Origin of the sequence: Cellulomonas cellasea (assembly GCF_006538745.1) — a bacterium.
GTDB lineage: Bacteria > Actinomycetota > Actinomycetes > Actinomycetales > Cellulomonadaceae > Cellulomonas_A > Cellulomonas_A cellasea.
Genome location: NZ_BJLR01000013.1, coordinates 21,043 through 45,022 on the forward strand (window position 1 = coordinate 21,043; position 23,980 = coordinate 45,022).

Annotated in this window: 21 protein-coding genes; 2 read left to right on the forward strand and 19 right to left on the reverse strand. The window is 74.8% G+C overall.

Going from position 1 to position 23,980, the window contains the following annotated elements:
- Window positions 1–21: 21 nt before the first annotated feature.
- The 5 genes from CCE01nite_RS05860 to CCE01nite_RS05880 form a co-directional block, all read right to left on the reverse strand.
- Window positions 22–1,806, reverse strand: a complete 1,785-nt coding sequence (locus CCE01nite_RS05860; protein ID WP_034635127.1) for an ABC transporter ATP-binding protein — start codon at window positions 1,804–1,806, stop codon at window positions 22–24.
- Window positions 1,803–3,767, reverse strand: a complete 1,965-nt coding sequence (locus CCE01nite_RS05865) for an ABC transporter ATP-binding protein (RefSeq protein ID WP_052104494.1) — start codon at window positions 3,765–3,767, stop codon at window positions 1,803–1,805. The genes CCE01nite_RS05860 and CCE01nite_RS05865 overlap by 4 nt, the downstream gene beginning before the upstream one ends.
- A gap of 164 nt (window positions 3,768–3,931) precedes the next feature.
- A complete protein-coding gene (locus CCE01nite_RS21750) occupies window positions 3,932–4,480 on the reverse strand; it encodes a hypothetical protein (RefSeq protein WP_034635128.1) in 549 nt (182 codons plus the stop codon).
- A 104-nt stretch (window positions 4,481–4,584) separates the two neighbouring features.
- On the reverse strand, window positions 4,585–5,049 hold the full coding sequence (locus tag CCE01nite_RS05875) for an LppU/SCO3897 family protein (RefSeq protein ID WP_141372075.1): 465 nt from the start codon (window positions 5,047–5,049) through the stop codon (window positions 4,585–4,587).
- Window positions 5,046–5,687 (reverse strand): zinc ribbon domain-containing protein, encoded by a 642-nt coding sequence (locus tag CCE01nite_RS05880; protein WP_141372076.1) that lies wholly within the window; start codon window positions 5,685–5,687, stop codon window positions 5,046–5,048. Before CCE01nite_RS05880 ends, CCE01nite_RS05875 begins: the two co-directional genes overlap by 4 nt.
- 301 nt (window positions 5,688–5,988) lie before the next feature.
- On the opposite strand from CCE01nite_RS05880, the gene CCE01nite_RS05885 reads away from it, so the two are divergent.
- Window positions 5,989–6,540, forward strand: a complete 552-nt coding sequence (locus CCE01nite_RS05885) for a TrmH family RNA methyltransferase (RefSeq protein WP_052103322.1) — start codon at window positions 5,989–5,991, stop codon at window positions 6,538–6,540.
- An 88-nt stretch (window positions 6,541–6,628) separates the two neighbouring features.
- On the opposite strand, the gene CCE01nite_RS05890 is transcribed toward CCE01nite_RS05885, so the two are convergent.
- Together CCE01nite_RS05890 and CCE01nite_RS05895 are read right to left on the reverse strand one after the other, a co-directional pair.
- Window positions 6,629–6,994, reverse strand: coding sequence for a hypothetical protein (locus CCE01nite_RS05890; protein ID WP_052103325.1), 366 nt, complete (start codon window positions 6,992–6,994; stop codon window positions 6,629–6,631).
- Between the two features lie 169 nt (window positions 6,995–7,163).
- Window positions 7,164–8,738 carry a pectate lyase family protein gene (locus tag CCE01nite_RS05895; RefSeq protein ID WP_034624533.1) on the reverse strand — a complete coding sequence of 525 codons (1,575 nt, stop codon included), beginning with the start codon at window positions 8,736–8,738 and terminating at the stop codon, window positions 7,164–7,166.
- 519 nt (window positions 8,739–9,257) lie between these two features.
- On the opposite strand from CCE01nite_RS05895, the gene CCE01nite_RS21755 reads away from it, so the two are divergent.
- Window positions 9,258–11,450 carry a M1 family metallopeptidase gene (locus tag CCE01nite_RS21755; protein WP_211254493.1) on the forward strand — a complete coding sequence of 731 codons (2,193 nt, stop codon included), beginning with the start codon at window positions 9,258–9,260 and terminating at the stop codon, window positions 11,448–11,450.
- 54 nt (window positions 11,451–11,504) lie between these two features.
- Here CCE01nite_RS21755 and CCE01nite_RS05905 read toward each other — a convergent pair whose 3' ends face one another.
- The 12 genes from CCE01nite_RS05905 to CCE01nite_RS05960 all read right to left on the reverse strand — a co-directional run bounded on the left by CCE01nite_RS05905 (window position 11,505) and on the right by CCE01nite_RS05960 (window position 23,974).
- Complete coding sequence (locus CCE01nite_RS05905) at window positions 11,505–12,410, reverse strand: hypothetical protein (RefSeq protein WP_141372077.1); 906 nt, start codon at window positions 12,408–12,410, stop codon at window positions 11,505–11,507.
- 262 nt (window positions 12,411–12,672) lie between these two features.
- Complete coding sequence (locus CCE01nite_RS05910) at window positions 12,673–13,074, reverse strand: universal stress protein (RefSeq protein WP_034624540.1); 402 nt, start codon at window positions 13,072–13,074, stop codon at window positions 12,673–12,675.
- Window positions 13,071–14,597 (reverse strand): tripartite tricarboxylate transporter permease, encoded by a 1,527-nt coding sequence (locus CCE01nite_RS05915; RefSeq protein WP_034624544.1) that lies wholly within the window; start codon window positions 14,595–14,597, stop codon window positions 13,071–13,073. The genes CCE01nite_RS05910 and CCE01nite_RS05915 overlap by 4 nt, the downstream gene beginning before the upstream one ends.
- A 31-nt stretch (window positions 14,598–14,628) precedes the next feature.
- The gene (locus CCE01nite_RS05920) at window positions 14,629–15,267 is read right to left on the reverse strand and encodes a tripartite tricarboxylate transporter TctB family protein (protein ID WP_246056346.1); all 639 of its coding nucleotides are present in this window, start codon (window positions 15,265–15,267) and stop codon (window positions 14,629–14,631) included.
- On the reverse strand, window positions 15,264–16,253 hold the full coding sequence (locus tag CCE01nite_RS05925) for a Bug family tripartite tricarboxylate transporter substrate binding protein (protein WP_034624548.1): 990 nt from the start codon (window positions 16,251–16,253) through the stop codon (window positions 15,264–15,266). The genes CCE01nite_RS05920 and CCE01nite_RS05925 overlap by 4 nt, the downstream gene beginning before the upstream one ends.
- Before the next feature lie 139 nt (window positions 16,254–16,392).
- Window positions 16,393–17,766, reverse strand: a complete 1,374-nt coding sequence (locus CCE01nite_RS05930) for a DUF418 domain-containing protein (protein WP_084142401.1) — start codon at window positions 17,764–17,766, stop codon at window positions 16,393–16,395.
- Window positions 17,767–17,980: 214 nt separating this feature from the next.
- The gene (locus CCE01nite_RS05935; RefSeq protein ID WP_034624552.1) at window positions 17,981–18,751 is read right to left on the reverse strand and encodes a DinB family protein; all 771 of its coding nucleotides are present in this window, start codon (window positions 18,749–18,751) and stop codon (window positions 17,981–17,983) included.
- 9 nt (window positions 18,752–18,760) lie between these two features.
- The gene (locus tag CCE01nite_RS05940; protein ID WP_034624556.1) at window positions 18,761–19,528 is read right to left on the reverse strand and encodes a GNAT family N-acetyltransferase; all 768 of its coding nucleotides are present in this window, start codon (window positions 19,526–19,528) and stop codon (window positions 18,761–18,763) included.
- 213 nt (window positions 19,529–19,741) lie between these two features.
- Window positions 19,742–20,758, reverse strand: coding sequence for a glycoside hydrolase family 43 protein (locus CCE01nite_RS05945; protein ID WP_034624560.1), 1,017 nt, complete (start codon window positions 20,756–20,758; stop codon window positions 19,742–19,744).
- A 41-nt stretch (window positions 20,759–20,799) separates the two neighbouring features.
- The gene (locus tag CCE01nite_RS05950) at window positions 20,800–21,711 is read right to left on the reverse strand and encodes a carbohydrate ABC transporter permease (RefSeq protein WP_034624565.1); all 912 of its coding nucleotides are present in this window, start codon (window positions 21,709–21,711) and stop codon (window positions 20,800–20,802) included.
- On the reverse strand, window positions 21,711–22,670 hold the full coding sequence (locus CCE01nite_RS05955) for a carbohydrate ABC transporter permease (RefSeq protein ID WP_084142402.1): 960 nt from the start codon (window positions 22,668–22,670) through the stop codon (window positions 21,711–21,713). Before CCE01nite_RS05955 ends, CCE01nite_RS05950 begins: the two co-directional genes overlap by 1 nt.
- Window positions 22,667–23,974: an extracellular solute-binding protein gene (locus CCE01nite_RS05960; RefSeq protein ID WP_052103330.1), complete on the reverse strand. Its 1,308-nt coding sequence runs from the start codon at window positions 23,972–23,974 to the stop codon at window positions 22,667–22,669. Before CCE01nite_RS05960 ends, CCE01nite_RS05955 begins: the two co-directional genes overlap by 4 nt.
- Window positions 23,975–23,980 lie beyond the last annotated feature (6 nt).

A 23,980-nucleotide genomic window follows, 5' to 3' on the forward strand; every position in this document is an offset into this window, starting at 1 on the left:
GCGCCACGCCCGGCGAACGCGTCACCGGTACGCGGCGGCCTGGAGCTCGAACAGCTCGGCGTACAGGCCCCCGCGGGCGACGAGCTCGGCGTGCGACCCGGCCTCCGCGACGCGTCCCCCGGCGACGACGAGGATCAGGTCGGCCATGCGGACCGTCGAGAACCGGTGCGAGACGAGCAGCGTGATGGCGCCGGTACGCTCGCCGACGCGGCGCGCGTGGACCGCGTACCGCTCGAAGAGCTCGTGCTCCGCCTGGGCGTCGAGGGCCGACGTCGGCTCGTCGAGCACCAGCAGGAGCGGCGCCTCGCGCATCATCGCGCGGCCGAGCGCGAGCTTCTGCCACTGCCCGCCCGAGAGCTGCGCGCCGTCGGTGTGGGACGTCCCGAGCTGGGTGTCGAGCCCGTCGTCGAGCCGGTCGAGGACCCCCTCGGCGTGCGCCCGCCGGAGGGCCGCGAGCACCGCGTCGTCCGACCCGATGTCCGGGAGGTCGCCGACGCCGACGTTCTCCCGCGCGAGCAGCTCGAAGCGGGAGAAGTCCTGGAACCCGGCGGCCACGCGCTCGCGCCACGCCGCCGCGTCGACGGTCGCGAGGTCCACGCCGTCGACGCGGACCGTGCCCTCCGTCGCGTCGTAGAACCGGCACAGGAGCTTGACGAGCGTCGTCTTGCCGGCGCCGTTCTCCCCGACGATCGCGACGGTCGAGCCCGCGGGCAGCGTCAGGTCCACGTCGGCGAGCACCGGGCGCTCGGTGCCCGGGTAGGCGAACGCGACGCCCTCGAACGTGATGCCGTCGCGGACCCGCTCGGGCGCCGGCGCCGTCACGGCGGTGCGCGCGGGCCGGACGACGGCACGGACCCACGCGAGGTCGCTCATCGTCCGGGCGGTGCGCTGGAGCTGCTGCAGGATCGTCACCGCGGACGTGACCTGTGCGTTGACCTGCGCCGCGAGCGTGATCACGAGGACGACGTCACCGACCGTCCGGCGCCCGGCGACCGCGTCGCGCACCACGAGCAGCGTCGCCGCGACGTACGCGACCGCGAACACGAGCTGGCCGGAGACCCGGAGCACCCCGGCCCGCAGCTCGCCGCTCCAGAGCGTCGCGGACGCGTGCTCCCACGCGGACGCGTGCCGGGCGCGTACCTCGTCGGTGAGCCCGCACACGCGGAGCTCCTTGGCCGGCCCCGCGTCGGTCGCGAGCAGGAAGAGGTGACGTGCGCGCCGGTTGTCGAGCGCCGCCCGCTCGCGTGCCCGGCCGACGACCGCCTCGGCGCGACGGCCCAGGACGAGCGGCGGGAGCGCGGCGAGCGGGAGGGCGAGCAGCCACGGGTTGAGCCCCGCGAGCAGGACCCCGGTGAGCACGATCGCGACGGCGAGGCCGAGGCTCGACAGCAGCGCCTGCATCGACCCCCAGCCCGAGCGGTGCAGCTCGGTGCGCAGGACCTGCAGCTTGTCGGCGTAGTCGGGTCGCTCGTGGTGCTCGAGGCGCGGCGAGCCGTTCGCGAGCTCGATGAGCTCGCGCTCGAGGCGCATCACGGCCAGGTCGCCGAGCTCGAAGTAGAAGATGTGCGCGAAGTGCCCCGCGGTGAGCGACGCGATGACGAGCGCCGCGACGGCGACGGCCGCGAGGGCCGCGCCCCGAGCGTCGCCCTCGACCGCGGAGTCGGTGAGGGCCGCGAGCGCCGGCGCGGACAGCGGCAGCGCGAGGGCCTGCAGCAGCATGAGCACGAGCGCCAGCACGAGCTTGCCGCGGTCGATCCGGTCCGCGATCCGCAGCAGCTCGAACGCTCCCAGCACGCTCCGGCTCATGACCGCTCCCCCGTCGTTACCGCGTCGCCCACCGGGCCGTCCGCGCCACCGTGGTCGTGCTCGTCCCCGTCGAACCCCGCCTCGAACCGTTCGGCCTGCAGCCGGAACAGCCGCGCGTAGTGGCCGTCGAGCGCGAGCAGCTCAGCGTGCGTGCCCTGCTCGACGACGCGGCCGGCGTCGACCACGACGATCCGGTCGGCGCGCCGCACGCTCGAGAACCGGTGCGAGACGAGCACCGACGTGACCCCGCGCGTGAGCTCGACGAAGCGGTCGAAGAACGCCGCCTCGGCCCGCACGTCGAGCGCGGACGTCGGCTCGTCGAGCACCAGCACGCGCGCCCCCGCGCGCAGCGCGTACAGCGACCGGGCGATCGCGACGCGTTGCCACTGGCCGCCCGAGAGGTCGGCGCCGTCCTCGTACGCGCGGGACAGCGGGGTGTCCAGGCCGAGCGGCAGGGCCTCGAGCACGTCGAGCACGTCGGCGTCGCGGGCCGCGTCCCGCACCGCGGCGTCGTCGCGCGGCACGTGCGTCGCGCCGAGGGCGATGTTGTCCGCCGCCGAGAGCTCGTAGCGCACGAAGTCCTGGAAGATCACCGAGACCTGCCGGCGCCACGCGGCGACGTCGAGGTCGGCGAGGTCGGTGCCGTCGGACGTGATCCGGCCCGCCGTCGGCTCGTGCAGGCGCGTGAGGAGCTTGACGAGCGTCGTCTTGCCGGCGCCGTTGATCCCGACGACCGCGGTGCTGAGCCCCGCGGGCAGCTCGAGGTCGAGGCCGTCGAGCACCGTGCGGCTCGCCCCCGGGTACCGGAACGCGACGCCCTCGAACCGCAGCGACACCGTGGGGCTCGCGGGCGGGACGGGGCCGGTGCCGGCGGTGCGGCCGGCGTCCTGCGCGGCGCCGATGCGCTCCTCGAACTCCTCGAGCGCCGCCATCGACTGCATCCCGTACTGCGTCGGGACGTCGGACTCCGGGTAGTACTCGCCCAGCAGCAGCGCCGCGACGACCGACTGCAGCCCCAGCGTGAGCCCGGTCAGCGTGAGGTCGCCCGCCGCGGCACCGCGCGCGAGCACGACGAGCACGCCCGACCCGATCGCGAGCCCGACCGCCGTGTACAGCAGGTACGGCTTGAGGTAGATGAGGCGCCGGCGCGCGGTCACCGGGGCGAGCATCTCGCGCGTCGCGTCCTCGTAGCGGTCCGCGAACCAGCCCGCGAGCCCGAAGACCCGCAGCTCCTTCGCGGCGCCCGCGCCCATCGCGACGTCCCGCAGGTACTCGGCCCGGCGGCGGACGCCGACGACCCCGCGCCACGCCGTCGAGTACTTCCGCAGCCCGCCGCGCTGCCCGTACCGGAACACCATCGTCGCGACGACGAGCGCCGCGCCCGCCCACCACGTCGAGACCAGCCCGACGAGCACCGCGAACCCGGCGAGGCGCACGTACCGCGCGACGAGCGCGAGGAGGCCCGCGCACGCGTCGCCCGGGGTGTGGAACTCGGAGTCCACCTGACGCGTCGCCTCGCTCAGCGCGTCGAGCGTCGCCTGGTCCTCCATGGGCGCGATGCCCGTCGAGCGCAGGGTGCTCGCGAGCATCCGGTCGCGCAGCCGGCCGTCGACCCGGCGCTTGAGGCGCACCCCGAGCGCGGTCTGCGCGGGCGCGAGGACCTGCTGGCCGCAGAACGCCGCTGCCGCGAGCACGAAGTCCCGCACGAGCACGTCCCACGCCGCCGAGCCGACCCCGCCGCCGACGGCGACCGGGACCTGGCCGACGACGCGGCTCGTCGCGACGACGAACAGCACCGGGAGCAGCCCGAGCACGAGGTTGAGCAGCACGAGCCCGGCGACCAGCCCGGCCCCGCCCGTCGGCAGCAGGCGCGCGGTCGCGACGCGGGGTGCGACCGCCGCGGCGTACCAGGTCCGCACGCGGCCCGGTGCGGGGCCCGTCGCCGACGTCGTCCCGGTCACGGTGCGGCCTGCACGAGCATGGCGGAGGGCCCCCTTCGCGTGGTTCCGGGCCGACGGTCGACGACCCGGTCACGTGGCGCGCCACGTCACCGCGGCAGCGCCCGTGCCGCCGGCTGCGCGCCAACCTAGGGGACGCAGGGAGCCGGGCGACACGTCTTAACCGGTCAGCCCGTCAGCAGCATCGTGACGACGACCGCGACCGCGATCGCGGCGACGCCGATCGCGATCCAGTTGAGCGTCATGACCCCGCGGTAGCCGGGGCTGCGCGGCTTCTCGCCGCCACCGGCGATGGCGCCGCGCAGGAACACCACGGACGGCGCCTCGTACCGCAGCTCGACGCCCTGCCCGGCGGGCAGGACCACCGACGCGCGTCCGGCCTTCGCGCCGAGGTACGGCACGTGGACCTGCAGCGTCGCGTCGACGGGCGTGACGGGGAGCGGGTGCGTGCCCCACCCCCGGGCGACGAGGCTCCCGTCGAGCGAGACCTGCGGGGTGCATGCCTCGTAGATGAAGGCCTGCGACGGGTGGCCGAGCGTGATCCACGACCCGCCGACGGAGGCCGCCGGCGCCGGCGCACCCGGGGCGGCGTCGGACCAGAAGTTCCAGCCGGGCGGCGCGGGCGGCCAGGACGGGTCGGGCTGCCAGCCCGGGGGCGGCGTCCAGCCGTCGGGGACCGGCGGCCAGCTCGGCGGCGGGGTGAAGCGGGCGGTCATGGGGGCTCCTTCGGGTCGGGCTCGACGCGTGCTCGGTGCCGCGCGGGCGTCGCGCGGCTCGGGTCCGGTGCGGCCGCCGCGGCGGACCCGAGGTGGTGCAGTCCTCAGCCGATCGCCTCGAGGCACAGGAGGCGGGATCCGTCCTCGAGGTAGCCGGCGGGGCCGGTGCAGGAGACGGCCGAGTCGACGACGCTGGTCACGCGATACGCGGCGGCGCTGTCGTCGCAGCCGACGGCGCGGACGTCGGTCGTGCCGGCCGACCAGCACGAGCCCACGCCGTCCGTCGCCCCGTCGTCACCCCGCACCTGGCCCAGCACGAGGGCGACGGCGACGACCGCGAGGATCCCGCCGAGGGCCAGCCGGGTCGGGCCGGCGCTCGCGACGAACCCCGCCGCACGGCCCGGCGCGGGCGGTGCGGCCCAGAACTCCCACCCGTCGGGGGCGGCGGGCCAGGCCGGGTCGGGCAAGTGCCCGCGCCGCGGGTCGAAGCCGGCGGGGACGGCCCAGCCCGGCGGCGCGGTGAACCGGGCGTCGACCCCGGGCGCGAACGGGATCGTCGGGACGCTCACGCGGCGCCGCCCGGGTGCGAGCCGTCGGCGCGGCGCACCGTGGCGGCGATCCCCGCGGCGTGCGCGGCGCTGAGCCCGAGGGCGGCGGCGTACCCGGCGAGGAGCGCGGAGCGGTCGGCGGTCCGGTCGTGCCGGTCGGCGAACGTCAGGACCCGGCGCAGGAACTCCTCGCGACCCTCGGTCGTCATCGTCTGCGCGAGCGGCCGGAGGTACGCGAGCGCGACGTCGGGGTCGGCGAACGCGGCCACGTCCTGCGCGAGCGCGGCCGCGTCGTACGTGGGCGCGACCCCGGCCGACGACGCGAGCAGCGCCACGGCCGGCTCGCGGAGCACGGGGCCCGGTGCGCCCGACGACGCGACGAGGTGCGCGACGGCGGCCCGGTTCGCGAGCCCGACCTGGTACTCGAACAGCTGCGTCGTCGGCTCGGCGAGCACCGCGTCGCGGAACGCGGTGCCGCACTGCGTGCACTCGACGTGCGGCTCGAGCCGGCGCAGCGGGACCACCGGGAGGAAGAAGAACGTGAACCACTGCCGGGGCTGGACCCGGCGGTACTCCGCGTCGACCCCGCACCGCGGGCAGTGGAACTGCCCCGTCCCCAGCACCGCGTTCAGCACGCGCATGCCCCAGATCAGAAACACCGTCGACACCCCTGTCCGCCGGTCGGAGGGTGCACCGGCATGGCCCCTGCTCGTCCACCCGGGGACCCGGGGACGACTGCTGTGCCCGCACCCTAGCGCTGGTCAGGGACACGCCATGCCGCGTTCGGCCGCCGGTCCACGCCGGTGCCGGGCGCGCTCCCCCTGTCGCCCGCGGCTCCCGTCGTGGCATGCTGTCCGCCCCTTCGGTGATGGCCCCGGCGCGCCGCGAAGCGCCGACCAGGATGACACCTGCAGCACGCACGAGCACCACCTGTCCGGGAGGGTCGACCCCCCACCGCCGATGAGCGGCGCACGCGCACGCGACGGCGTCCCGCCCGTGAGCCCCGTCCGGGTCCGCAGCCGCACGGACCTGCGCCGCCAGCGCCGCCGCACCGCCCACGGCTGCTGGGACCACCTCGTCGTCGCCCCGCTGTGGCCGCTGCACGGGGTCAACCTCGGCACGCTCCTGCGCACGTGCGACGCCGTCGGCGCGTGCCTCGCCGTGCCGCGGCTGCCGTGGGTCCCCGAGGCGCTCGAGCGCGGCAACACGCTGCGGCGCCCGGCCTGCGTGCACTGGACCGGCAACCGCGTCCGGTGGCTCGCGGCGCAGCGGGAGGCCGGGTCGGCGGTGGTCGGGGTCGAGCTCGCCGAGGAGGCGGTCCGGCTCGGCGACCTGCCCGCGGCGCGGCGCCGGACCGTCGTGGTGCTGGGCCACGAGCAGACCGGCATCCCGCCCGAGGCGCTCGGGCTCCTCGACCAGGTCGTCGAGATCCCGATGGTCGGCACGGGCGCGAGCCTCAACGTCGCCGTCGCGGGCTCGCTCGTGCTGTACCGGCTCGCGGGACTGCTGTGAGCGGCGGCGCGCCGCCCGCGCGGGCGGGCGGCGGGGCCGTCGTGCGCAGCGGGGCGGCGCGGGCGGCCCCCCGGTGCGGGGCTCGGGACTATGCGCGGGAGGCGGACGGCGACGCGTCGGCCGGCGCCGGGGCGTCGGCGAGCGACGCGTACCAGTCGGCGTACGGCGTGGTCCGGGCGAGGTGCCGGGTCAGGTCCGGGGCGCCGTCCGACCACCACACCGGCCCGCGCTCACCGAGGGCCCGCTTCGCGGCGTCGACCCGGGCCCGTGCGTCCTCGCGCTGCTCGCGGTCCTCGCGCCGCATCGCCGCCTGCTTGTCGCGCCGGGCCTGCATGAGCTCGCGGGTCAGCTCGTCGCGGCGCTCCGGCGTGAGGGCGGGGTCGGAGCACCGCCACAGGCGCCCGCGGACCACGAGGTAGCGGCCGTCCGGCGTGGTCAGCGGGGGTCCGGTCATGCCTCGAGGCTATGTCGCGCCCGTCGGCCCGGCAGCCCGGCCCGGGCCCGGCGGCCCGGCCCGGCAGCCCGGCCCGGCGGGCCGGCCACGGCGCGGCACCCGGGCCCGGGCGCGGCTGTGGGTGGCGCCCCGGGGGAAGGGCACCACCCACAGCCGGACCTCGGCGGGACTAGCCCGCGTACGTCTCGAACTCCGCGATGCGCGGGGTGCCCGAGGCGGACGTGATCTCGAACGTCACCTTCTTGAGCGACGTCGAGGCGAACGAGATGACCCCGGCACCGCTGCCGGTGGCCAGGACGGCGCCGCTGTCACCGTTCAGGACGCGCCACGAGCCGATCGTGCCGCTGCCCGAGGCGGTGCGGATGTTGATCTTCGACACCGTCTTCGCGGAGCCCCACTTGACCGAGACCTTGCCGGTCGACCCGCTGGGCGACCAGTAGGTGCTCAGGCTGCCGTCGATGACGTTGCCGTAGCTCGTGCCGTCGGCCTTGCTCGAGCCGTCCGCGCCGGCGCCGATGCTCAGGTTCGTGCCGGTCGGCGTGCCCGACGTCGGGGTCGGGACCGGGGTGGTCGGGTTCGGCGCCGGGGTGGTGGTGGTCGGCGTCGGGACGGGGGTCGTCGGGTTCGGCGACGGCGTCGTCGGGGTGCACGAGCCGTCCGACACGCGCAGGCCCTTGTTGGCGCCGGCGGTCTGGCTCACGATCGCCGGGACGCAGCTGGCCCCGTCGAGGCGGTAGGAGTAGGGGACGCTGACCGTGGTGGTCGACGCCATGCTCGGGCCGGCCGGGTTCGCGTCGCTGCTCTTGGCCGACCACGTGACGTTGTCGAGGATGTTGCCGGCGGTCTGCCACGTGCCGGCCTGGTCCGTGTAGAACGTGCCGAGCACGTCCTTCGAGTCCTCGAAGTAGTTGTTCTCGACCTTGGCCTTGGCGCCGGCGCGGGAGTTGATGCCCGACTCGTGCAGGTTGAGGTAGTGGTTGTTGTAGATGTGCGCGACGCCGCCACGCAGCAGCGGGGTGCGCGAGTCGATGTTCGAGTACAGGTTGTGGTGGAACGTGATGTTGCCGCTGCCCGTGTCGGTCTCGCTCGAGCCGATGAGGCCGCCGCGGCCCGAGTTCCGCAGGATCGCGTAGGAGAGCGTGACGTTCTCGACGTCGTTCTTGAGGTCGAACAGGCCGTCGTAGCCGGCGGACTCGCCGCCCGACGCCTCGAGGGTCACGTGGTCGACCCAGACGTTGCGGACGGTGCTCTCCATGCCGATCGCGTCGCCGCCGTTCGACGTGGGCGAGCCGGACTTCTTGACGTTCCTGATCGTGACGTTCTGGATGATGATGTTGCTCGAGTCACGGATGTGGATGCCGAGCTGGTCGAACGTCGCGCCGCTGCCGACGCCGACGATCGAGACGTTGCTGATGCCCTTGAGCTCGATCACGCCCGCCGCGGTGCTGCAGCCGGTGCCGGAGACCTGCGACGTGTTGCCGTGGTTGATCGTGCCCTCGACCTCGATCGTGATGGGGGTCGTCTTGCTCGCGCGGGCGCACAGAGCGGCGTGGATCGCGGTGCCCGTCGTGGCGCGGACCGTCTGCCCGCCCGCTCCGCCGGTGGTACCGGCCGCGAAGCCGTTGGCGGTGCCCGTGACGGCGGCCTGCGCCCCCGACGTCGCCAGGGCGGTCAGGCCCATCGTCGCCGCCAGGGCGAGGGTGGCTCCTGCTGCCAGGGGACGTCGTGCTCGTGCTGCTCTCATCGTGGCCTCTCCTTCGTCTTTGAACTCGGGGCGTTGCTGTGGTGCTGTGCCGTGGTGCTCCCGGTGTGACGCGGGGCGTCCGCGGGTGGCCGTCTCCGGCATGGACGCCGCTCCGTGACGGGTCGGCGTGTGCTGTGGTCCCGCTGCGTGTGGGACTGTCGTTCGGCGTGCGGAGTCGTCCCGTTGCATGTGGGACTGCCGGCCTCCCGGGGCGGCGCAGTCAGGCCGGACGGACCTTCCGCCCGCGATTCCGGGGAAGCGGTTTCCGCAGACTAGGAGAACGCTTTCCCGTCGCGCAAGGTCTAAACGTTTCAGAGCGTCCGGGCCGCCCGTCGAGACCCGGACCTGCAGCGACGCCGAGGCCGAGCTCGGTCCTGCCGGTCGTTGGGTCGACCGACCACCCTTCGGCATCCTCCCGCCAGGTCCGCCCCCTCGTGCAGGACACGGACGATTGTGAGCCGCGTGGAGCGCGCAATAGCGTCACTTGCCTGAGATCGGGGCACGCGCGAGGGGGCGACGATGTCGGTGCGACGGGGGCGACGGGCAGCAGCGGTTCTGGTCGGGGCGGTCCTGCTCCTGGTGCCGACGGGAGGTGCGTCGGTCGCCGGGTCGCCGTACCCGCCGCGTCCACCGGCATTCACCCCGGGGGCTCCGGGGATCGGTGACCCGTACTTCCCGCTCGACGGCAACGGCGGGTATGACGTCCGGCACTACGACCTGGACCTGCGCTACGACCCCGGGTCCGACCTGCTGACCGGGCGCGCGACCCTCACCGCGAAGGCCACGCAGGGCCTGTCGGCGTTCAACCTCGACCTCGTCGGGCTCGACGTCCGCTCCGTGACCGTCGACGGTCGACCGGCGACGTGGGCCCGGGACGGCGGCGAGCTCACCGTGACCCCGGCCCGCGGCATCCGCGACCACCGGTGGTTCCGGGTGGTCGTGACCTACGACGGCGTGCCCGAGCCGCTCGAGGAGGGCGGCGGGTTCCTGCACACCGACGACGGCGCCGTCGTCACCGGAGAGCCGCACGTCGCCGCGACCTGGTTCCCTGCGAACGACCACCCCGTCGACGCCGCGGCCTTCACCATCGCGGTCGAGGTGCCCGAGGGGCTGACCGCGGTGAGCAACGGCGTCCTGCGCGGGCAGCGGACGTACGGCGGGTGGACGACGTGGACGTGGGACGCGCGCGACCCCATGGCGTCGTACCTCGCGGTGCTCGCGGTCGGGCGGCTCGACCTGACCGCGTACGAGGCCGACGGCATCCGGTACTGGGACGCGATCGACCCCGACCTCGCGAAGGCGGGGCCGCGGACGGGCCGGCAGGCGGCGATCTCCGGGAGCGCGTCGAACGCCTACCAGCGGCTCTCGCGGACGATCAGCGTGCCCGCCGAGGGCGCGACGCTGTCTTTCTGGGTCGACCGCGACACCGAGCCGCTCTACGACGCCCTGGTCGTCGAGGCGCGCCCCGTCGGGACGGACGAGTGGACGACCCTGCCCGACACCGGCGGGTATGCCACGCAGGAGACGCGCTGGGCGTGCCCGTGGTGGCTCGAGCAGCACCCGTTCCTGCTGCACTACCAGACCTCCGCGGGCGAGGAGGAGCCGTGCCTGCCGACCGGCACGACCGGTGCCTGGTGGTCCGCGACCGGCTCGAGCTCCGGGTACGAGCGGTGGGAGGTCGACCTCGGGGCCTACGCCGGCGGGGACGCCGAGGTGGCGATCTCCCTGGTGAGCGACCCGGTCGTCGCGTACTCGGGGCTCGTGGTCGACGACATCGAGGTCTCGACCGGCGAAGGGAGCACGTCGTTCGAGGACGACGGCCACACGTGGGACGGCTGGACGGTGCCCGGCGCGCCGGAGGGGTCCGCGCCGAACGAGGTCGACTGGACGGTCGGCACGGCGCAGGACGTGCCCGACGCGCGCGGCGAGATCGCAGCCGCAGCGCTGGCCCGGCAGCCCGTGGTCATCGACTTCCTCGAGGAGCTGTTCGGGCGGTACCCGTTCCGGGCAGCCGGCGGAATCGTCCCCGACACCCCGCTGCTCGGCTTCGCGCTCGAGGCCCAGACCCGGCCGATCTACGCGCAGTACTTCTTCACGGACCCGATCAGCGCGGACAGCGTCGTCGTGCACGAGCTCGCGCACCAGTGGGCGGGCGACAGCCTCCGGCTCGAGCGGTGGCGGGACATCTGGCTCAACGAGGGCTTCGCGAGCTACGCCGAGTGGCTGTGGGCGGAGCGCGAGGGGTACGCGACGGCCCAGGAGATCTTCGACGCCCGGGCGGCGATACCCGCGGACGACCCGTTCTGGCAGCTCACGATCGGGGATCCCGGCCCGGACCAGCTCTTCTACCCGCAGGTATACCAGCGCGGCGCGATGACCCTGCACGCGCTGCGCAGCGAGGTCGGCGACGAGACGTTCTTCCGGATCCTGCGGACGTGGACCCGCACGCAGCGCGGCGACGTGGTCAGCACCCCCGAGCTCGTCGCGCTCGCCGAGCGGCTCTCCGGCCGTGAGCTCGACGCGTTCTTCGCGACGTGGCTCTACACGCCCACGAAGCCCGCGGGACTGCCGGAGGTGCCGCCCGAGCCGGGACCAGCGGCGGACGCCGCGCAGGCACCGTCGGCGCCGCTCGCCACCCGCGGCGCCGGGCCGGCCTCGCCCGCGGGTTCGGGGCGGCTCACGGGGGACGGGCTGCCGACCGGGAAGCGGTGACCGGCCGCGCCGCCAGCGGCACCCGCTCCGGGCCAGGCACTGGTGGCGCCACGGTCACCGGCAGGACCCGTACTCGCCCCCGCCGACCCGCAGCGCCGGCGTGCGCGTGACGCCGCGCGGACCGCTCACGCCCGAGCACACGAGGTGGCGCGCGACGTCGACGTCCCCGAGGTCGACGCTGTGCGGGACGTCCACGAGCACGAGGGAGCCGCCGACCCGGGTCGCGCACGGGAGGTCCCGCTCGACGCCGATGCGCGCGTAGTCGGTGAGCCGCGTGACCAGCAGGTCGTCGGCGACGTCCGCCCGGCACACCAGCACGTCGCCTGCACCGTCCACCGTGAGGTCGCGGCCCACCGTCACGTCGTGCACGAGCAGCCGTCCGCCCCGCACGGTGACCGGCCCGGCGACGCTCGTGCCGCCGCGCAGCCGGGTCGTCCCCTCGACGGCGACGTCGTACGCACCCGCGACGGCGACGCCGTGCAGGGTCGCGCTGCCCACCCGACCGGTGACACCGCCACCCACCGACGCGGCACGGATCCAGAAGACGGAACCGACACCGCCGTCCAGGAGCACGTCACCACCGACTGCGCGGGCCCCGAGGTCGAGGCTCACGTCCGCGCGACCCTCCAGGAGCACGTCGCCGTCGACGGCGGAGTCCTCGCGGTACCCGCTGACGTCGGCGTGGCCCGCGACCCGGAGGTCCCCACCGACGGTGAGCGGGGCGCCCGTGAGGCGGCCGCCGACCGGGACGGTGACGTCGCCGGTGACCGTGACCTCGTGCATGGCGCAGCCCCAGTCAGCTTCGGCGTCGACCACCACGTTCCCCTCGACCGTGGTGTCGACGACGACCCCGAGGGCCGCGTTCCAGAGCTGGCTGCACCGGTACGTCGGCAACCCGTTCGCCGCCTCGCCCGCAGCGGCGCCCGGGAACGCGGCACCCGGCACCTCGTCGGCCGCCACCGCGGCACCTACCCCCTGCGCACCGAGCGCACCCCCCACGAGCACCACCACCGCTGCCCTCGCCCAGCGCCGCACGAACCGTGACACGACTCCACCCCCCCGGGCTCGTCGGGGCGGCTCCGCCCCCGTACAGCGTGACACCTCGGCACCGCTCCGGCGTTGGGCCGCCCGGTGGGCTGAGCGGTTCCGTGCGCGCGCACGCCGGCACGCCGAGCCGCCACCGAGCCGCCACCGAGCCGCGCCGCTGGGCACCCCGCGGGCGTCAGCGCGACCCGTCCGCCGCCTTCACCGCGAGCACCGCGCACCGCGCGTCGAGCAGGATCTTCTGCGCGGTCGACCCCATGAGCAGCTTCCCGACGGGCGAGCGGTGCCGGATGCCGATGACGAGCACCGACGCGTCGACCTCCTCGGCGATGTCCAGCAGCGCGTCGGTCACGTCACGCACGACCGGTTGGCGCACCTCCGCCTCGATGCCGAGCGAGTCGAGGAGCGTCTGCACGTCGGCGACGTCCTGCTCCCCCGCGAACCGGTCGTCGACGGTCGACGTCCCGGTCGTGGCGTTGACGACGAGCAGCGGCTCGCCGTGCGCCCGCGCCTCGTGCGCGCCGCGTTCGAGCGCCGCGCGCCCCCGGGCGTCGGCCGTCCAGCCCACGACGACGGTCATGACCTCACCTCTTCCTCGAGCGACTCGACCTCGTCCTCCAGCCGCTCGGGCCCCTGCCGGCCGGGGATCAGCCGCAGCACGAGCGGCCCGAGCAGGAGCGCCACGATCACCGCGTAGACGATCACCGCGACCGGTTCGCTCCACAGCGCCGAGACGTCGCCGCGCGAGAGCTGCAGCGCCTGCCCGAGCTGCTCCTCGAGCCGGGGCCCGAGGATCACGCCGACGATGAGCGGCAGCACCGGCAGGCCGAAGCGCCGCATCGCGAACCCGAGCACCCCGAACAGCCCGAGCAGCGCGACGTCGAACCACTGGAAGTTCACGCTGTACGCGCCGAGCACCGCGAAGAACAGGATGCCCGCGTACAGGTACGGCCGCGGCAGGCGCAGGAGCTTGGCCCACAGCGGCGCCATCGGCAGGTTGATCACGAGCAGCAGCGTGTTGGCGACGAACAGGCTCGCGAGCAGGGTCCACACGAGCTCGGGCTCGGCCTCGAAGAGCTGCGGGCCGGGCTGGAGGCCGTAGCCCTGCATCGCCGCGAGGATGACGGCGGCGGTCGCCGTCGTCGGCAGGCCGATCGCGAGGAGCGGGACGAGCGTGCCCGCGGCCGACGCGTTGTTCGCCGCCTCGGGCCCGGCGACGCCCTCGATCGCGCCCTTGCCGAACTCCGCGCGGTGCTTGCCGGCGAGCCGCCGCTCGGTGATGTACGAGAGGAACGTCGGCATCTCGGCGCCGCCCGCAGGCAGCGCCCCGAACGGGAACCCGTACGCCGTCCCGCGCAGCCACGGCTTCCACGACCGGCCCCAGTCCTCGCGGTCCATCCACGGGCGCCCGACGGGGATGACCTCGAGCGGCCGGCGACGCAGGTGCGCGGCGACCCACAGGGCCTCACCGACGGCGAAGATCGCGACCGCGACGACGACGATGTCGATGCCGTCGGCGAGCAGCGGGTTGCCGAACGTCAGCCGGGCCTGGCCCGTCGTCGTCCCGACCAGCCCGATCGCGAGGCCCAGCGCGAGCGCGATGAACCCCCGCAGCTTCGAGCTCCCCAGCACCGACGTCACCGCCACGAGTGCGAGCAGCATCATCGCGAAGTACGACGGCGCCCCGAGCACGACGACCCACTCGGCGACCGTCGGCGCGAGCGCGACGAGCAGCACCGTGCTGATCGTGCCCGCGACGAACGACCCGATCGCCGCCGTCGCGAGCGCCTGCGCCGCGCGCCCCGTCTTGGCCATCTTGTTGCCCTCGAGCGCGGTGATGACCGACGACGACTCCCCCGGGGTGTTGAGCAGGATCGACGTCGTCGAGCCGCCGTACATGCCGCCGTAGTAGATGCCGGCGAACATGATGAGCGCCGCGCTCGGGGAGACGTTGTAGGTCACGGGCAGCAGGAGCGCGACGGTCATCGCCGGCCCGATGCCGGGCAGCACCCCGACCGCCGTCCCGAGCAGCACGCCGACGACCGCGTAGACGAGGTTCTCCGGCTGGAGGGCCAGGCCGAGGCCGGTGAGCAGGGCGTCCATCACCGGGCTCCGTCCGTCGGGGGCGTGCGCATCAGAGGATCCCGTCCAGCACGCCCGCCGGGATGGGGATGCCGAGCCCGACGTAGAACCCGTACCAGGACCCGACCGACAGCACCGCGCCGATCAGGAGGTTGCGGACCCAGTGCCGGCTGCCGAGCACCGTCGCGGCGCCCGCGAACAGCAGCGCGCCGACGATCGCCCAGCCGAGCCAGTCGATGAGCGCGACGGTCGCGACGAGCACTCCGGCGAGGCCCGCGAGCGTGCGCCAGTCGGTGCTCTGGTCGAGGTCGACGTCCTCGCCGGACTCGGCCTCGGGCCGGTTGCCGCGTGCCGTCGCGACGGCCAGCAGCGCGGCGAGCACGACGAGCGCGACGCCGATGACCCAGCCGAACGCGCCGGGCTGCACCGCCTGGTCGGCGAACCCCGGTCCCATGCCCGCGGAGTCGGCGACGGTCCACACGCCGACGACCGCGAGCACCGCCGCGAGGCCGTACTGCGCGCGGTCCGGCCCTGGGTCGGCGAGGGCGTCGGCACCCGCGGGCCGCGCGGCGTGCGCAGCGGCCGACCCGCCCGGCGTCGTCGCGCCCGCCCCCGACCCCGCCGCGTCGTGGCCCGCCCGGCCGCCGGCCCGCACCTCGCCGCCCGGCATCGTGCCGCCGTCCCCGCTCACAGCAGCCCCAGCTCGTCCAGCGTGCTCGCGACCCGCTCGTCCTGCTCGCGCAGGAACTCCGCGAAGTCGTCGCCCGTGCGGAACGCGTCGACCCACCCGTTGGTCTCGAGCGCCTCCTGCCACGCGTCGGTCCCGTGCATCTCCTCGAGCAGGGCGACGTGCTGGTCGCGGACCGCGTCGGAGATCCCCGGCGGCGCGAGGACCCCGCGCCAGTTCGTGAACACGAGGTCGATGCCCGACTCGACGAGCGTCGGGGCGTCGACGGCGTCGAGCCGCTCCTCGCCCGAGACCGCGAGCACGCGCAGCGACCCGTCGGCGAGCTGCCCCTCGAACTCCCCGAGGCCCGAGGTGCCGACGTCGATCTTGGCGCCGAGCAGCGCCGTGGTGAGCGGTCCGCCGCCGTCGTACACGATGTAGTTGACCTCCGTCGGGTCGACGCCGACCGTCTGCGCGAGCTGCATCGGGAACAGGTGGTCCGGGCCGCCCGGGCTCGACCCGCCGCCGACCCGGATGCTCCCCGGGTCCGCGCGCCACGCCTCGACGAGGTCGGCGACGGTCTCGAACGGGGAGTCGGCCGGCACGAGCAGGCCCTCCTGCTCCTCGATGAGCTGCGCGATCGGCGTCGCGCCGCTCACCCGCGCGTCGGACCCGTTGGTGTAGGTCGCCCCGACCACCCCGAGCCCCATGGTCATGAGCAGGTCCTCGGCGCCGCGCTCGTTGACGAGCCGCTGCATCGCGACCGTCCCGCTCGCGCCGATGACGTTGCTGACCTCGAACCGGCCGGTCAGGTCCGCGCTCTCCATGACCCGCGTGGCCGCGCGCCCCGTCTGGTCGTACCCGCCGCCCGGGGAGTTGGGGATCATCATGCGCAGCCGGCGGTTCTCGCCCCCGTCGTCGCCGCGCGTGACGCCGCAGCCGGCGAGCGCGAGGAGCGCCGCGAGGGCCGCGACGAGCACGACCAGCCGACGCCGACGGGCGACCCCCATGCAGAACACCTCCTCGTGCCTGCTTCCGATCCTAGCCCCGTCGGCGCGGATCGGCACGTCAGCAGCGCGAAGGCGGCCCGCACGGGCGCCCGACGAGCACGCGGGGGCCGACGATGCGCACGCGATGGACGAGCAAGCCTCAGCCCGTGGCCGTCGACCCGTCGGCCGGCAGCGCTCCGCGCCGCGTCCCCTCGCGGGTGACCGGCACCGACGCGGCCGCACCCGTCCGGCCGTACGCGAGCCGCCGCACCAGCACCTCGAACGGCCCCCGCCGGCCCGCGCGGTGCATCGCCACCGCGACGAGCACCGTCACGAGCCACACCCCGACCGCGAGCACCGCGGCCTGCGCCGTCCCGATCCGCCCCCCGAGCCCGAGCCCCCACGCGCTCAGCAGGGGCGCGAACATCACCGACTGCAGCAGGTACGCGGTCAGCGAGCGCTCCCCGGTCGCGGCCACCGCCGACGACAGCACGCCCCCACGTGCCCGCTCCCCCCACACCGCCGCGAGCCAGCCGAACAGGCACACGTACCCGAGCCCCACGACGTCCCCGGCGACGTGGTGCACGAGCTCCGCGACGCCGAGCGTCGTCTCCCCGGGGTGCCACACCTGCGCGACGGCGAGCGCGTACGGCAGCCCGCCGACGACGTTGACCACCGCGGCGGCCACCGCGACCTGCCCGAGCCGGCGCCGGTGCTCCGCGGGGCGCGTGAGCCAGCCCGCGCGGGCCAGCAGGATGCCGACGACGACGTGCGGGACGAACATGAGGGACACGGTGAACAGCGACGTCGCGGTCGCGACGGTCACGAGGCGCTCGCCGACGGTCGTGAGGTAGCCGAGGGCCGCCGGGTCGACGGCCGCCGCCGCACCGGGGTCGTCGCCCGCACCGGAGCCGGAGTCGAACGCACCGAGCACCGCGATCGCACCGGCGGTCATGGACAGCACGTAGCCGACGACGAACCAGCGCACGAGCGTCGCCCGGGACCGGTGCACGAACGCGAGGGCCACGAGCCCCGTCGCGCCGTACGGGGCGAGGATGTCTCCGGCGTAGAGCAGCGCCGCGTGCACCAGGCCGAGCGCGATCAGCACGCCGCTGCGGCGGGCGAGCACCCCGCGCGTCGTCCGCCGGTCGGCGCCCCGGGCGGCCAGGCGCGCCGCCATCGTCGCGAGCCCGAACCCGTAGAGGATCGCGAACATCGGCTTGGACCGGCTGTCGACGACGAACGCGACGACCCCGTCGACGAGGTGGTCGAGCGACGAGCCCCCGGCCGGGCGGCCCCCGGCGTCGAGCCAGCCGGCGTCGGACCACAGGTAGCCCCACACGTTCGCCGACGCGATGAACAGCAGCAGCATCCCGCGCGCGAGGTCGGGCGCGACGGACCGGGCGACGGGTCCGGGGACGGGCGCGGCGGGAGCCGGTGGCGCGACCGACGGCGCGACGAGTTCGGTGTCGGGCGCGGGCGCGGGGAGGGACTGCGGTGCGACCGACGCGTCCGCGGTCGGGAGGTGGCTCATGCTCGACGACGGTAGGGACCGCTGACCCGCGCAGACACCCGGCAGACCACCGGACCGTCGGGGGGTCTGCCCCCCCTGGCGCCCCCTCGGCGAGGCCTGTCGTCGACGTCCGCGTCGGTGCGTCCGCGTCGGTGCGTCTGCCTCGGTGCGTCCGCGGCCGACCGCCACCTCGGCGTGGCCTGCAGCCGCCCTCCCCGGCATCGCGGCCGACGCGTCAGGCGCGGCTCTCGAGCACCGCCAGGTCGCGCTCCGCGTACCGGCGGTGCCACCACTCCTCGTTCAGCACGACCCGGAGGCACTTCTGCGGGGTGAGCACCTTGCCCTCGTCGGGCCAACCGGGGCCGACGAGCGGCGCTCCAGGGACGTCGAGCTGCTCGTCCGTCAGCCCGTCGAGCGCGCGCCGCACCAGCGCCATCCCCGCGAGGCGCACCGCGAGCGTGTCGTCGAGCGTCGGGCGGGCGTCCCGGTCGTGCGGCACGCCCTCCCGGGGCTCCATCCCGTCCCACGGCAGCGACAGCGGGTGCCAGGGGCTCGGGTCGCCGAGCACCCCGCGGCCGACCCAGGACTGCGACGCGAACGCGAGGTGGCGCAGCGTCTGGACGAACGACCACTCCTCGCCGACCGACTCGTGCAGCTGCTCCTCGGGCAGGCGGCGGGCGCGGTCGACCGTCTCGGCCCACAGCCGCTCGTTCACGTCCCACGCCGCGCGGAACCCGTCCGCCGTGGTGGCCCGGAACAGGGCGCGCTCGGGGTGCCGACGATCCAGCTCCGCCTCGACCAGCGGGGCGACGTCCACCCCGTTGACCACGAGGCTTGCGATCTCGCCGTCGATCGTGGTCCCCGAGACCTCGACGTCCCGCATCACCACCCCGTACAGCCCGACGGCGCGGAAGGTCGAGCCGGTGAGGTCGACCCTCGTGAAACGGGAGCCCGTCATGTCGACGTCCTCGAACGCGGTGCCGCGGCTGTCCTCGATTGTGGCCATGTCCGGACGCTAGACCCGGGGTCCGACACCGGGCCCTCCACCGGGCCTCGCAGGGCGGCCGGCGGCAGGCCGGCGCAGCGCATGCATCGTCGGGCCGCTCTCCCCCAGCCGCACCGCGCTCGCGTGCACGAACCCGCGTGCCTCGTAGAACCGCACGTTCGCCTCGACCGTGGTGTTGACGTGCGCCGGCAGGTCGCCGGGCGGCTCCGCCAGCGCCGCCTCGACGAGCGCCGCGCCGATCCCCTCGCCGCGCCGGTCCGCGTCGACGCCCAGGAGGTGCAGCAGCGCGTGCGGCTCGTCGGGCAGCTGCCCGTGCATCGCCGTGAAGCCCGCGCGGACGACCGCGACGTGCTCGGCGCTCAGCAGCAGCTCGCCCATCGCCTGCCCGGGCAGGACGGGCCCGCCGTCGGCCCCGAGCGAACCGGCGGCGAGGGGCACGGACCACGCCGCGGCGCCGACCGCGCGGGGGCCGTCGGTCGCGAGCCAGACCGTGCCCGCGACGACGTACGACTCGACCGGCGCCCACAGGAACGCCGCGACGGCCGCCTCGCGGTGCGGGTGGCCGGCGAAGATCCAGTCCATCAGCGGGTCCGGCGCGAGCGCCCGGGCGAGGACGGAGCGCGCCGCGGGCAGGTCGGCCGGTACGGCGCGGCGCACGCGCACCGACGCGGCCGGGACGGCACGCCACCCATCGGCGGCCGGCGTCGTCGCGGCGCGGCGCACCGGGGCGTCCGAGGTCGTCACGCGGTCGCGATCGGGGTTCGTACGGCTCGCCATAGCGACTCCTCGGTGGGTCGTCGCACCGACCGCCCGGACGGACGGCCACGCGACCCATCGTGGCGCGGAGGGCCGCTGCGGCACCAGGGCCCACGCCACCGGGCAGCCCTGCCACGGGGGTGGTGACCCCCGCGCGGCCGGCCACCCCGTCGCGGTCCGCAGTCACGCCCCCTCGCCGCCCGCGGCCACGCACCCCGATCGCCGAGCCCGGAGTCACGCCGGCAGCGGCAGCCCCCGCGGCCCGAGCACCTCGATCGACGTCGGCGTGGGCCGGGTGTCCGGGACGGGGACGCCCCAGACCGGGTTGCCGTCCGCGTCGAACGGCAGGACCTGCGCGCGGGCGTGCCGGTTCGGGTCGAACAGCGGGTCGACCGTGATCTCGGTGTAGGTGCGGGCGTGGTAGACGAGCACGACGTCGCCGTCGGGCGTCTGCGTGAACGAGTTGTGGCCCGGGCCGTACTGCCCGTTCTCGGGTGAGCTCACGAACACCGGGTCGGGGCTCTTGGTCCACGACGCGGGGTCGAGCAGGTCGGCGTCGGCCGAGGCGGTGAGCAGGCCCATCGCGTAGTCGATCCCCGTCGCGGCACCCGAGTAGGTCAGGTAGACCCGGCCGCCGTGCACCAGCACGGACGGGCCCTCGTTGACGGAGAAGCCGCGGACCTCCCAGTCGAACTCCGGGCGGCTGAGCAGGACCGCCGGGGTCGCCAGCGTCCACGGGTTCGCCATCCGCGCGATGTACAGGTTCGAGTGCCCGGGGATCGCCACGTCCTGCTGCGCCCACACGAGGTACTGGCTGCCGTCGAGCACGACGCTCGTCGCGTCGAGCGCGAACGACTCCCAGCCCGTGTCGACCTGCCCGCGCTCGACCCACTCGCCCGTGAACGGGTCCTCGGCCGCGTTCTCGAGCACGTAGATGCGGTGGTCGAAAGTCTCCGCCGCGCCCGGGACGTCGGCCGTGCCGTGGTCGTGCGGCGCGGCGGCGAGGTACACGTACCACCGGCCGTCGACGCGGTGGAGCTCGGGCGCCCAGATGAGGTGCGACATCGGCCCGTCGGCGTGCCGCTCCCAGATCGTCACCTCCTCGGCGTCCTGCAGGTCGTCGAGGTGCCCCGCACGGCGGAGGACGACGCGGTCGTACTGCGGGTGCGACGCGGTGAAGTAGTAGGTGCCGTCGTGCAGGAGCACGCACGGGTCGGCGCGCTGGAGCACGACGGGGTTCACGAAGCTCATGGGGGTTCTGACCTCGGGGTGGACGGGACGAGCGGACGCGGTCACTGGCCACCGAGGCCGGTGGTCGCCACGCCGCGGATGATCTGGCGCTGGAAGAGCATGAAGACGACGACGAGGGGCAGGCCGGCGAGGATCGCCGACGCCATGACCTGCGCGTACCGGACCCCGAAGCTGCTCTGCACCTGCACGAGGCCCACCGGGAGCGTCAGCAGCGACGGGTCGGTCGTGATGATGAACGGCCACAGGAAGTTGTTCCACGCGCCGATGAAGACGAAGATCGCGACGGCCGCGAGGATCGAGCGGGACAGCGGCAGGACGATCTGCAGGAAGATCCGCAGCGAGCCGGCTCCGTCGACCCGGGCGGCCTCCTCGAGCTCGTTCGGCACGCCGTCGAAGAACTTCTTCAGGATGAAGACCATCGCGGGCGCGACGAGCTGCGGGAGGATGATGCCCGCGTACGTGTCGGCCATCCCCCACGCCAGCATCTGCCGGTACAGCGGGACGATGAGGATCTGCGGCGGCACCATGACGCCCGCGATCGTGAGCGCGAACAGCACGTTGCGGCCCCGGAAGCGTGTCCGGGAGAAGCCGTACGCCGCCGACGCGCACAGCGCGACGGTGAGCACGGTGACGACGACAGCGACCACGGTGCTGTTGACGAACCAGGTGATGAGGTTGTCGTTGCTCAGCATCGAGCGGTACGCCTGCAGCGTGAAGCCGTTCTCGGGGACGAGCTCGAGCGGCACCGCCGTCGTGTCGCCCTCCTCCTTGAGCGAGGTCACGAGCGCCCAGGCCAGCGGCGCGAGCCACAGCAGCGCCACGACCGTCAGCGCGGTGGCGAGCGCCGCCCGGACCCACAGGGGTGAGCGGAGCGCGGGCACGGCGTCGGGCGACCGGCGCGGGGAGCGCCGGAGCCGGACCGGGGTCGTCGGGGCGTCCGTCACGGCGGCCATCAGGACTCCTTCCGCGAGGTCAGGCGTGCCTGGAGCACCGCGACCACGATGATGAGCAGGAAGAACGCGTAGGAGATGGCCGACGCGTAGCCGAGCCGGTAGTTCACGAACCCGGTGTCGTAGACGTACTGCAGGATCGGCGAGGCGTTGCCCGCGGGGCCGCCGCTGCCGCCGTAGAGGATGTACGCCTGGTCGAAGAGCTTGAGCGACGCGAGCACCTGCAGCACGACGACCAGCCCGGTCGTGACCTTGAGCAGCGGCAGCGTGATCGAGAACAGCCGCCGCCAGCCGTCCGCGCCGTCGAGCGACGCGGCCTCGTAGACCGTCGCCGGGATCGCCTGCAGCGCCGAGAGGTAGAGCAGGAAGTTGAACCCCACGGTCCACCAGACGGTCACGAGCACGACCGACCACAGCGCCATGTCGGGGTTCGTCGTCCAGCCGACCGGCCCGAGCCCGACCCAGCCGAGCACCGCGTTGAGCAGCCCGAAGTCGCCCTGGAACAGCCACTGCCAGATCAGCACGACCGTCGAGACCGGCAGCAGGAACGGCGCGAAGTAGGCGAACCGCCAGAACCACTGACCCCGCGTCCCGGTGTGCACGAGCAGCGCCATGACGAGCGCGACGAGGACGAGCGGGACGGTGCTCAGCACGGTGAACAGCAGCGTGATGCCGAGCGTGCGCCACACGAGCGGGTCGGACGCGAGCTGCGCGTAGTTGTCGAGCCCGACGAACTCCGCCTCGGGGCTGACCAGGCTCGTGTCGGTGAAGCTCATGCCGAGCCCGTAGACGAGCGGCCAGAGCAGGAACGCGGCGTAGACGAGCACGAACGGCAGGACGAACCACGGTCCCCCGCGCCCCACGCTCAGGCTGCGCCGGGCGCCGCCGTCGGCTCCGGCCCGCCCGACGAGCGCCGGTCCGCCCGCGCGCGCGGTGTTCTGCGCGCTCCCGACGGCGCTCACACCGGGCTCCCGAGCGTGAGCTGCTGGTCGAGCCAGCCGATGAGGTCGTCGGCGCCCTCGTCGGGGGTCAGCGCCCCGGAGGTGATGCCCTGCAGGGTCTGGCCGGCGCGGGACATCAGCGTCGAGCCGGAGCCGGAGAAGTACGCGTCGGGGTCGAACTCCACGACCTGGGCGGCCTCCCGGTAGGCGGACTGCGGCTGGAGGGCGAGGTACTCGGGGCTCTCGGCCACCGAGGACAGCGCCGGGATGTGCCCGCCGCGCGCCCAGTCGAGCGAGTTCGTCAGCATGGACACCGCCATGTCGTAGGCGGCGCTGCGGGCCGCGGGGTCGACCTTCGCCTGGCGCGGGAGCACGAGGCTGTGGCTGTCGGCGCGGACGTACGGGACGTCACCGAAGATCGCCGGGAACTGGGTCATGGAGAACGGCGTCCCGGCGTTCTGCGCGGTGACGATCTCCCAGGGCCCGATGAGCAGGAAGCCGGCCTGCCCGCTCGCGAAGCTCGCCGGTGCGGCGGGCCCGTCGAGGGTCTTCGAGGCGATCGTGCCGTCGCACATGGTCTGCAGGAAGGCCATCGCCTCGACCATCGCGTCCCGGTCGACCTCCGCGGGCCCGCCCTCGGGCAGCTCGATCCGTCCGCCGAGCTGGCGGAACAGCGACCAGAAGACCATCCAGGTCGCCAGGGCGTCGGCGGCGCCGAACGCGATGCCGTTGGCCCCGGTGACCGCCGCCGCCCGGCGGCCGGCGTCGAGGAACGCCTCGGCGCCCTGGATCGGCGCGAGCGTCCCGTCGGCCGCGAGGAGACCGGCCTGCGCGCAGACCTCGGTGTTGTAGAAGAGCACGAGCGGGTGCGTGTCGAGCGGGAGCGCCATGAGCCTCCCGTCGATCGTCACGCGCTCGAGCACGGGCGCGGGGAACTGGTCGGGCGTGACGCCGCGCGCCTCGAGCTCGGCGAGGTCCCACTCGTCGACGAGCTCCTTGCCGAACGTCGCGAGCCGCGAGGCGTGCAGGGTCGCGAGGTCGGGTGCCCGCCCGCCGGCGCACGCCATCGCGAGCTTCGTGTAGTACGGGGCGCCCCAGGCGAGGGTCGTCGCGGTGACGTCGGTGCGCGGCGCCTCGTCCCGGAACGTGTCGACGAGGCCGACCATGCGCTCGCCGTCGCCGCCGACGAAGAAGTTCCAGTAGGCGAGCGGGACGGCGCCCCCACCGCCGGATGGGGACCCACAGCCGGCGAGGGCGGTGATCCCTCCTGCCGCGACCGCGGCGCGCAGGAACGCGCGGCGGGACAGCACGTGCTCGGTCATCATCGTCGA

Bases quoted from the DNA above. Each gene is read 5' to 3' on its own strand.
- CCE01nite_RS05885 (WP_052103322.1), top strand. From the start codon at position 5,989: ATGAGCGGCGCACGCGCACGCGACGGCGTCCCGCCCGTGAGCCCCGTC.
- CCE01nite_RS05925 (WP_034624548.1), bottom strand. From the start codon at position 16,253: ATGGGGGTCGCCCGTCGGCGTCGGCTGGTCGTGCTCGTCGCGGCCCTC.
- CCE01nite_RS05940 (WP_034624556.1), bottom strand. From the start codon at position 19,528: ATGGCGAGCCGTACGAACCCCGATCGCGACCGCGTGACGACCTCGGAC.
- CCE01nite_RS05895 (WP_034624533.1), bottom strand. From the start codon at position 8,738: ATGAGAGCAGCACGAGCACGACGTCCCCTGGCAGCAGGAGCCACCCTC.
- CCE01nite_RS05915 (WP_034624544.1), bottom strand. From the start codon at position 14,597: ATGGACGCCCTGCTCACCGGCCTCGGCCTGGCCCTCCAGCCGGAGAAC.
- CCE01nite_RS05930 (WP_084142401.1), bottom strand. From the start codon at position 17,766: ATGAGCCACCTCCCGACCGCGGACGCGTCGGTCGCACCGCAGTCCCTC.
- CCE01nite_RS05960 (WP_052103330.1), bottom strand. From the start codon at position 23,974: ATGATGACCGAGCACGTGCTGTCCCGCCGCGCGTTCCTGCGCGCCGCG.
- CCE01nite_RS05950 (WP_034624565.1), bottom strand. From the start codon at position 21,711: ATGGCCGCCGTGACGGACGCCCCGACGACCCCGGTCCGGCTCCGGCGC.
- CCE01nite_RS05945 (WP_034624560.1), bottom strand. From the start codon at position 20,758: ATGAGCTTCGTGAACCCCGTCGTGCTCCAGCGCGCCGACCCGTGCGTG.
- CCE01nite_RS05935 (WP_034624552.1), bottom strand. From the start codon at position 18,751: ATGGCCACAATCGAGGACAGCCGCGGCACCGCGTTCGAGGACGTCGAC.
- CCE01nite_RS05890 (WP_052103325.1), bottom strand. From the start codon at position 6,994: ATGACCGGACCCCCGCTGACCACGCCGGACGGCCGCTACCTCGTGGTC.
- CCE01nite_RS21750 (WP_034635128.1), bottom strand. From the start codon at position 4,480: ATGACCGCCCGCTTCACCCCGCCGCCGAGCTGGCCGCCGGTCCCCGAC.
- CCE01nite_RS21755 (WP_211254493.1), top strand. From the start codon at position 9,258: ATGTCGGTGCGACGGGGGCGACGGGCAGCAGCGGTTCTGGTCGGGGCG.
- CCE01nite_RS05860 (WP_034635127.1), bottom strand. From the start codon at position 1,806: ATGAGCCGGAGCGTGCTGGGAGCGTTCGAGCTGCTGCGGATCGCGGAC.
- CCE01nite_RS05910 (WP_034624540.1), bottom strand. From the start codon at position 13,074: ATGACCGTCGTCGTGGGCTGGACGGCCGACGCCCGGGGGCGCGCGGCG.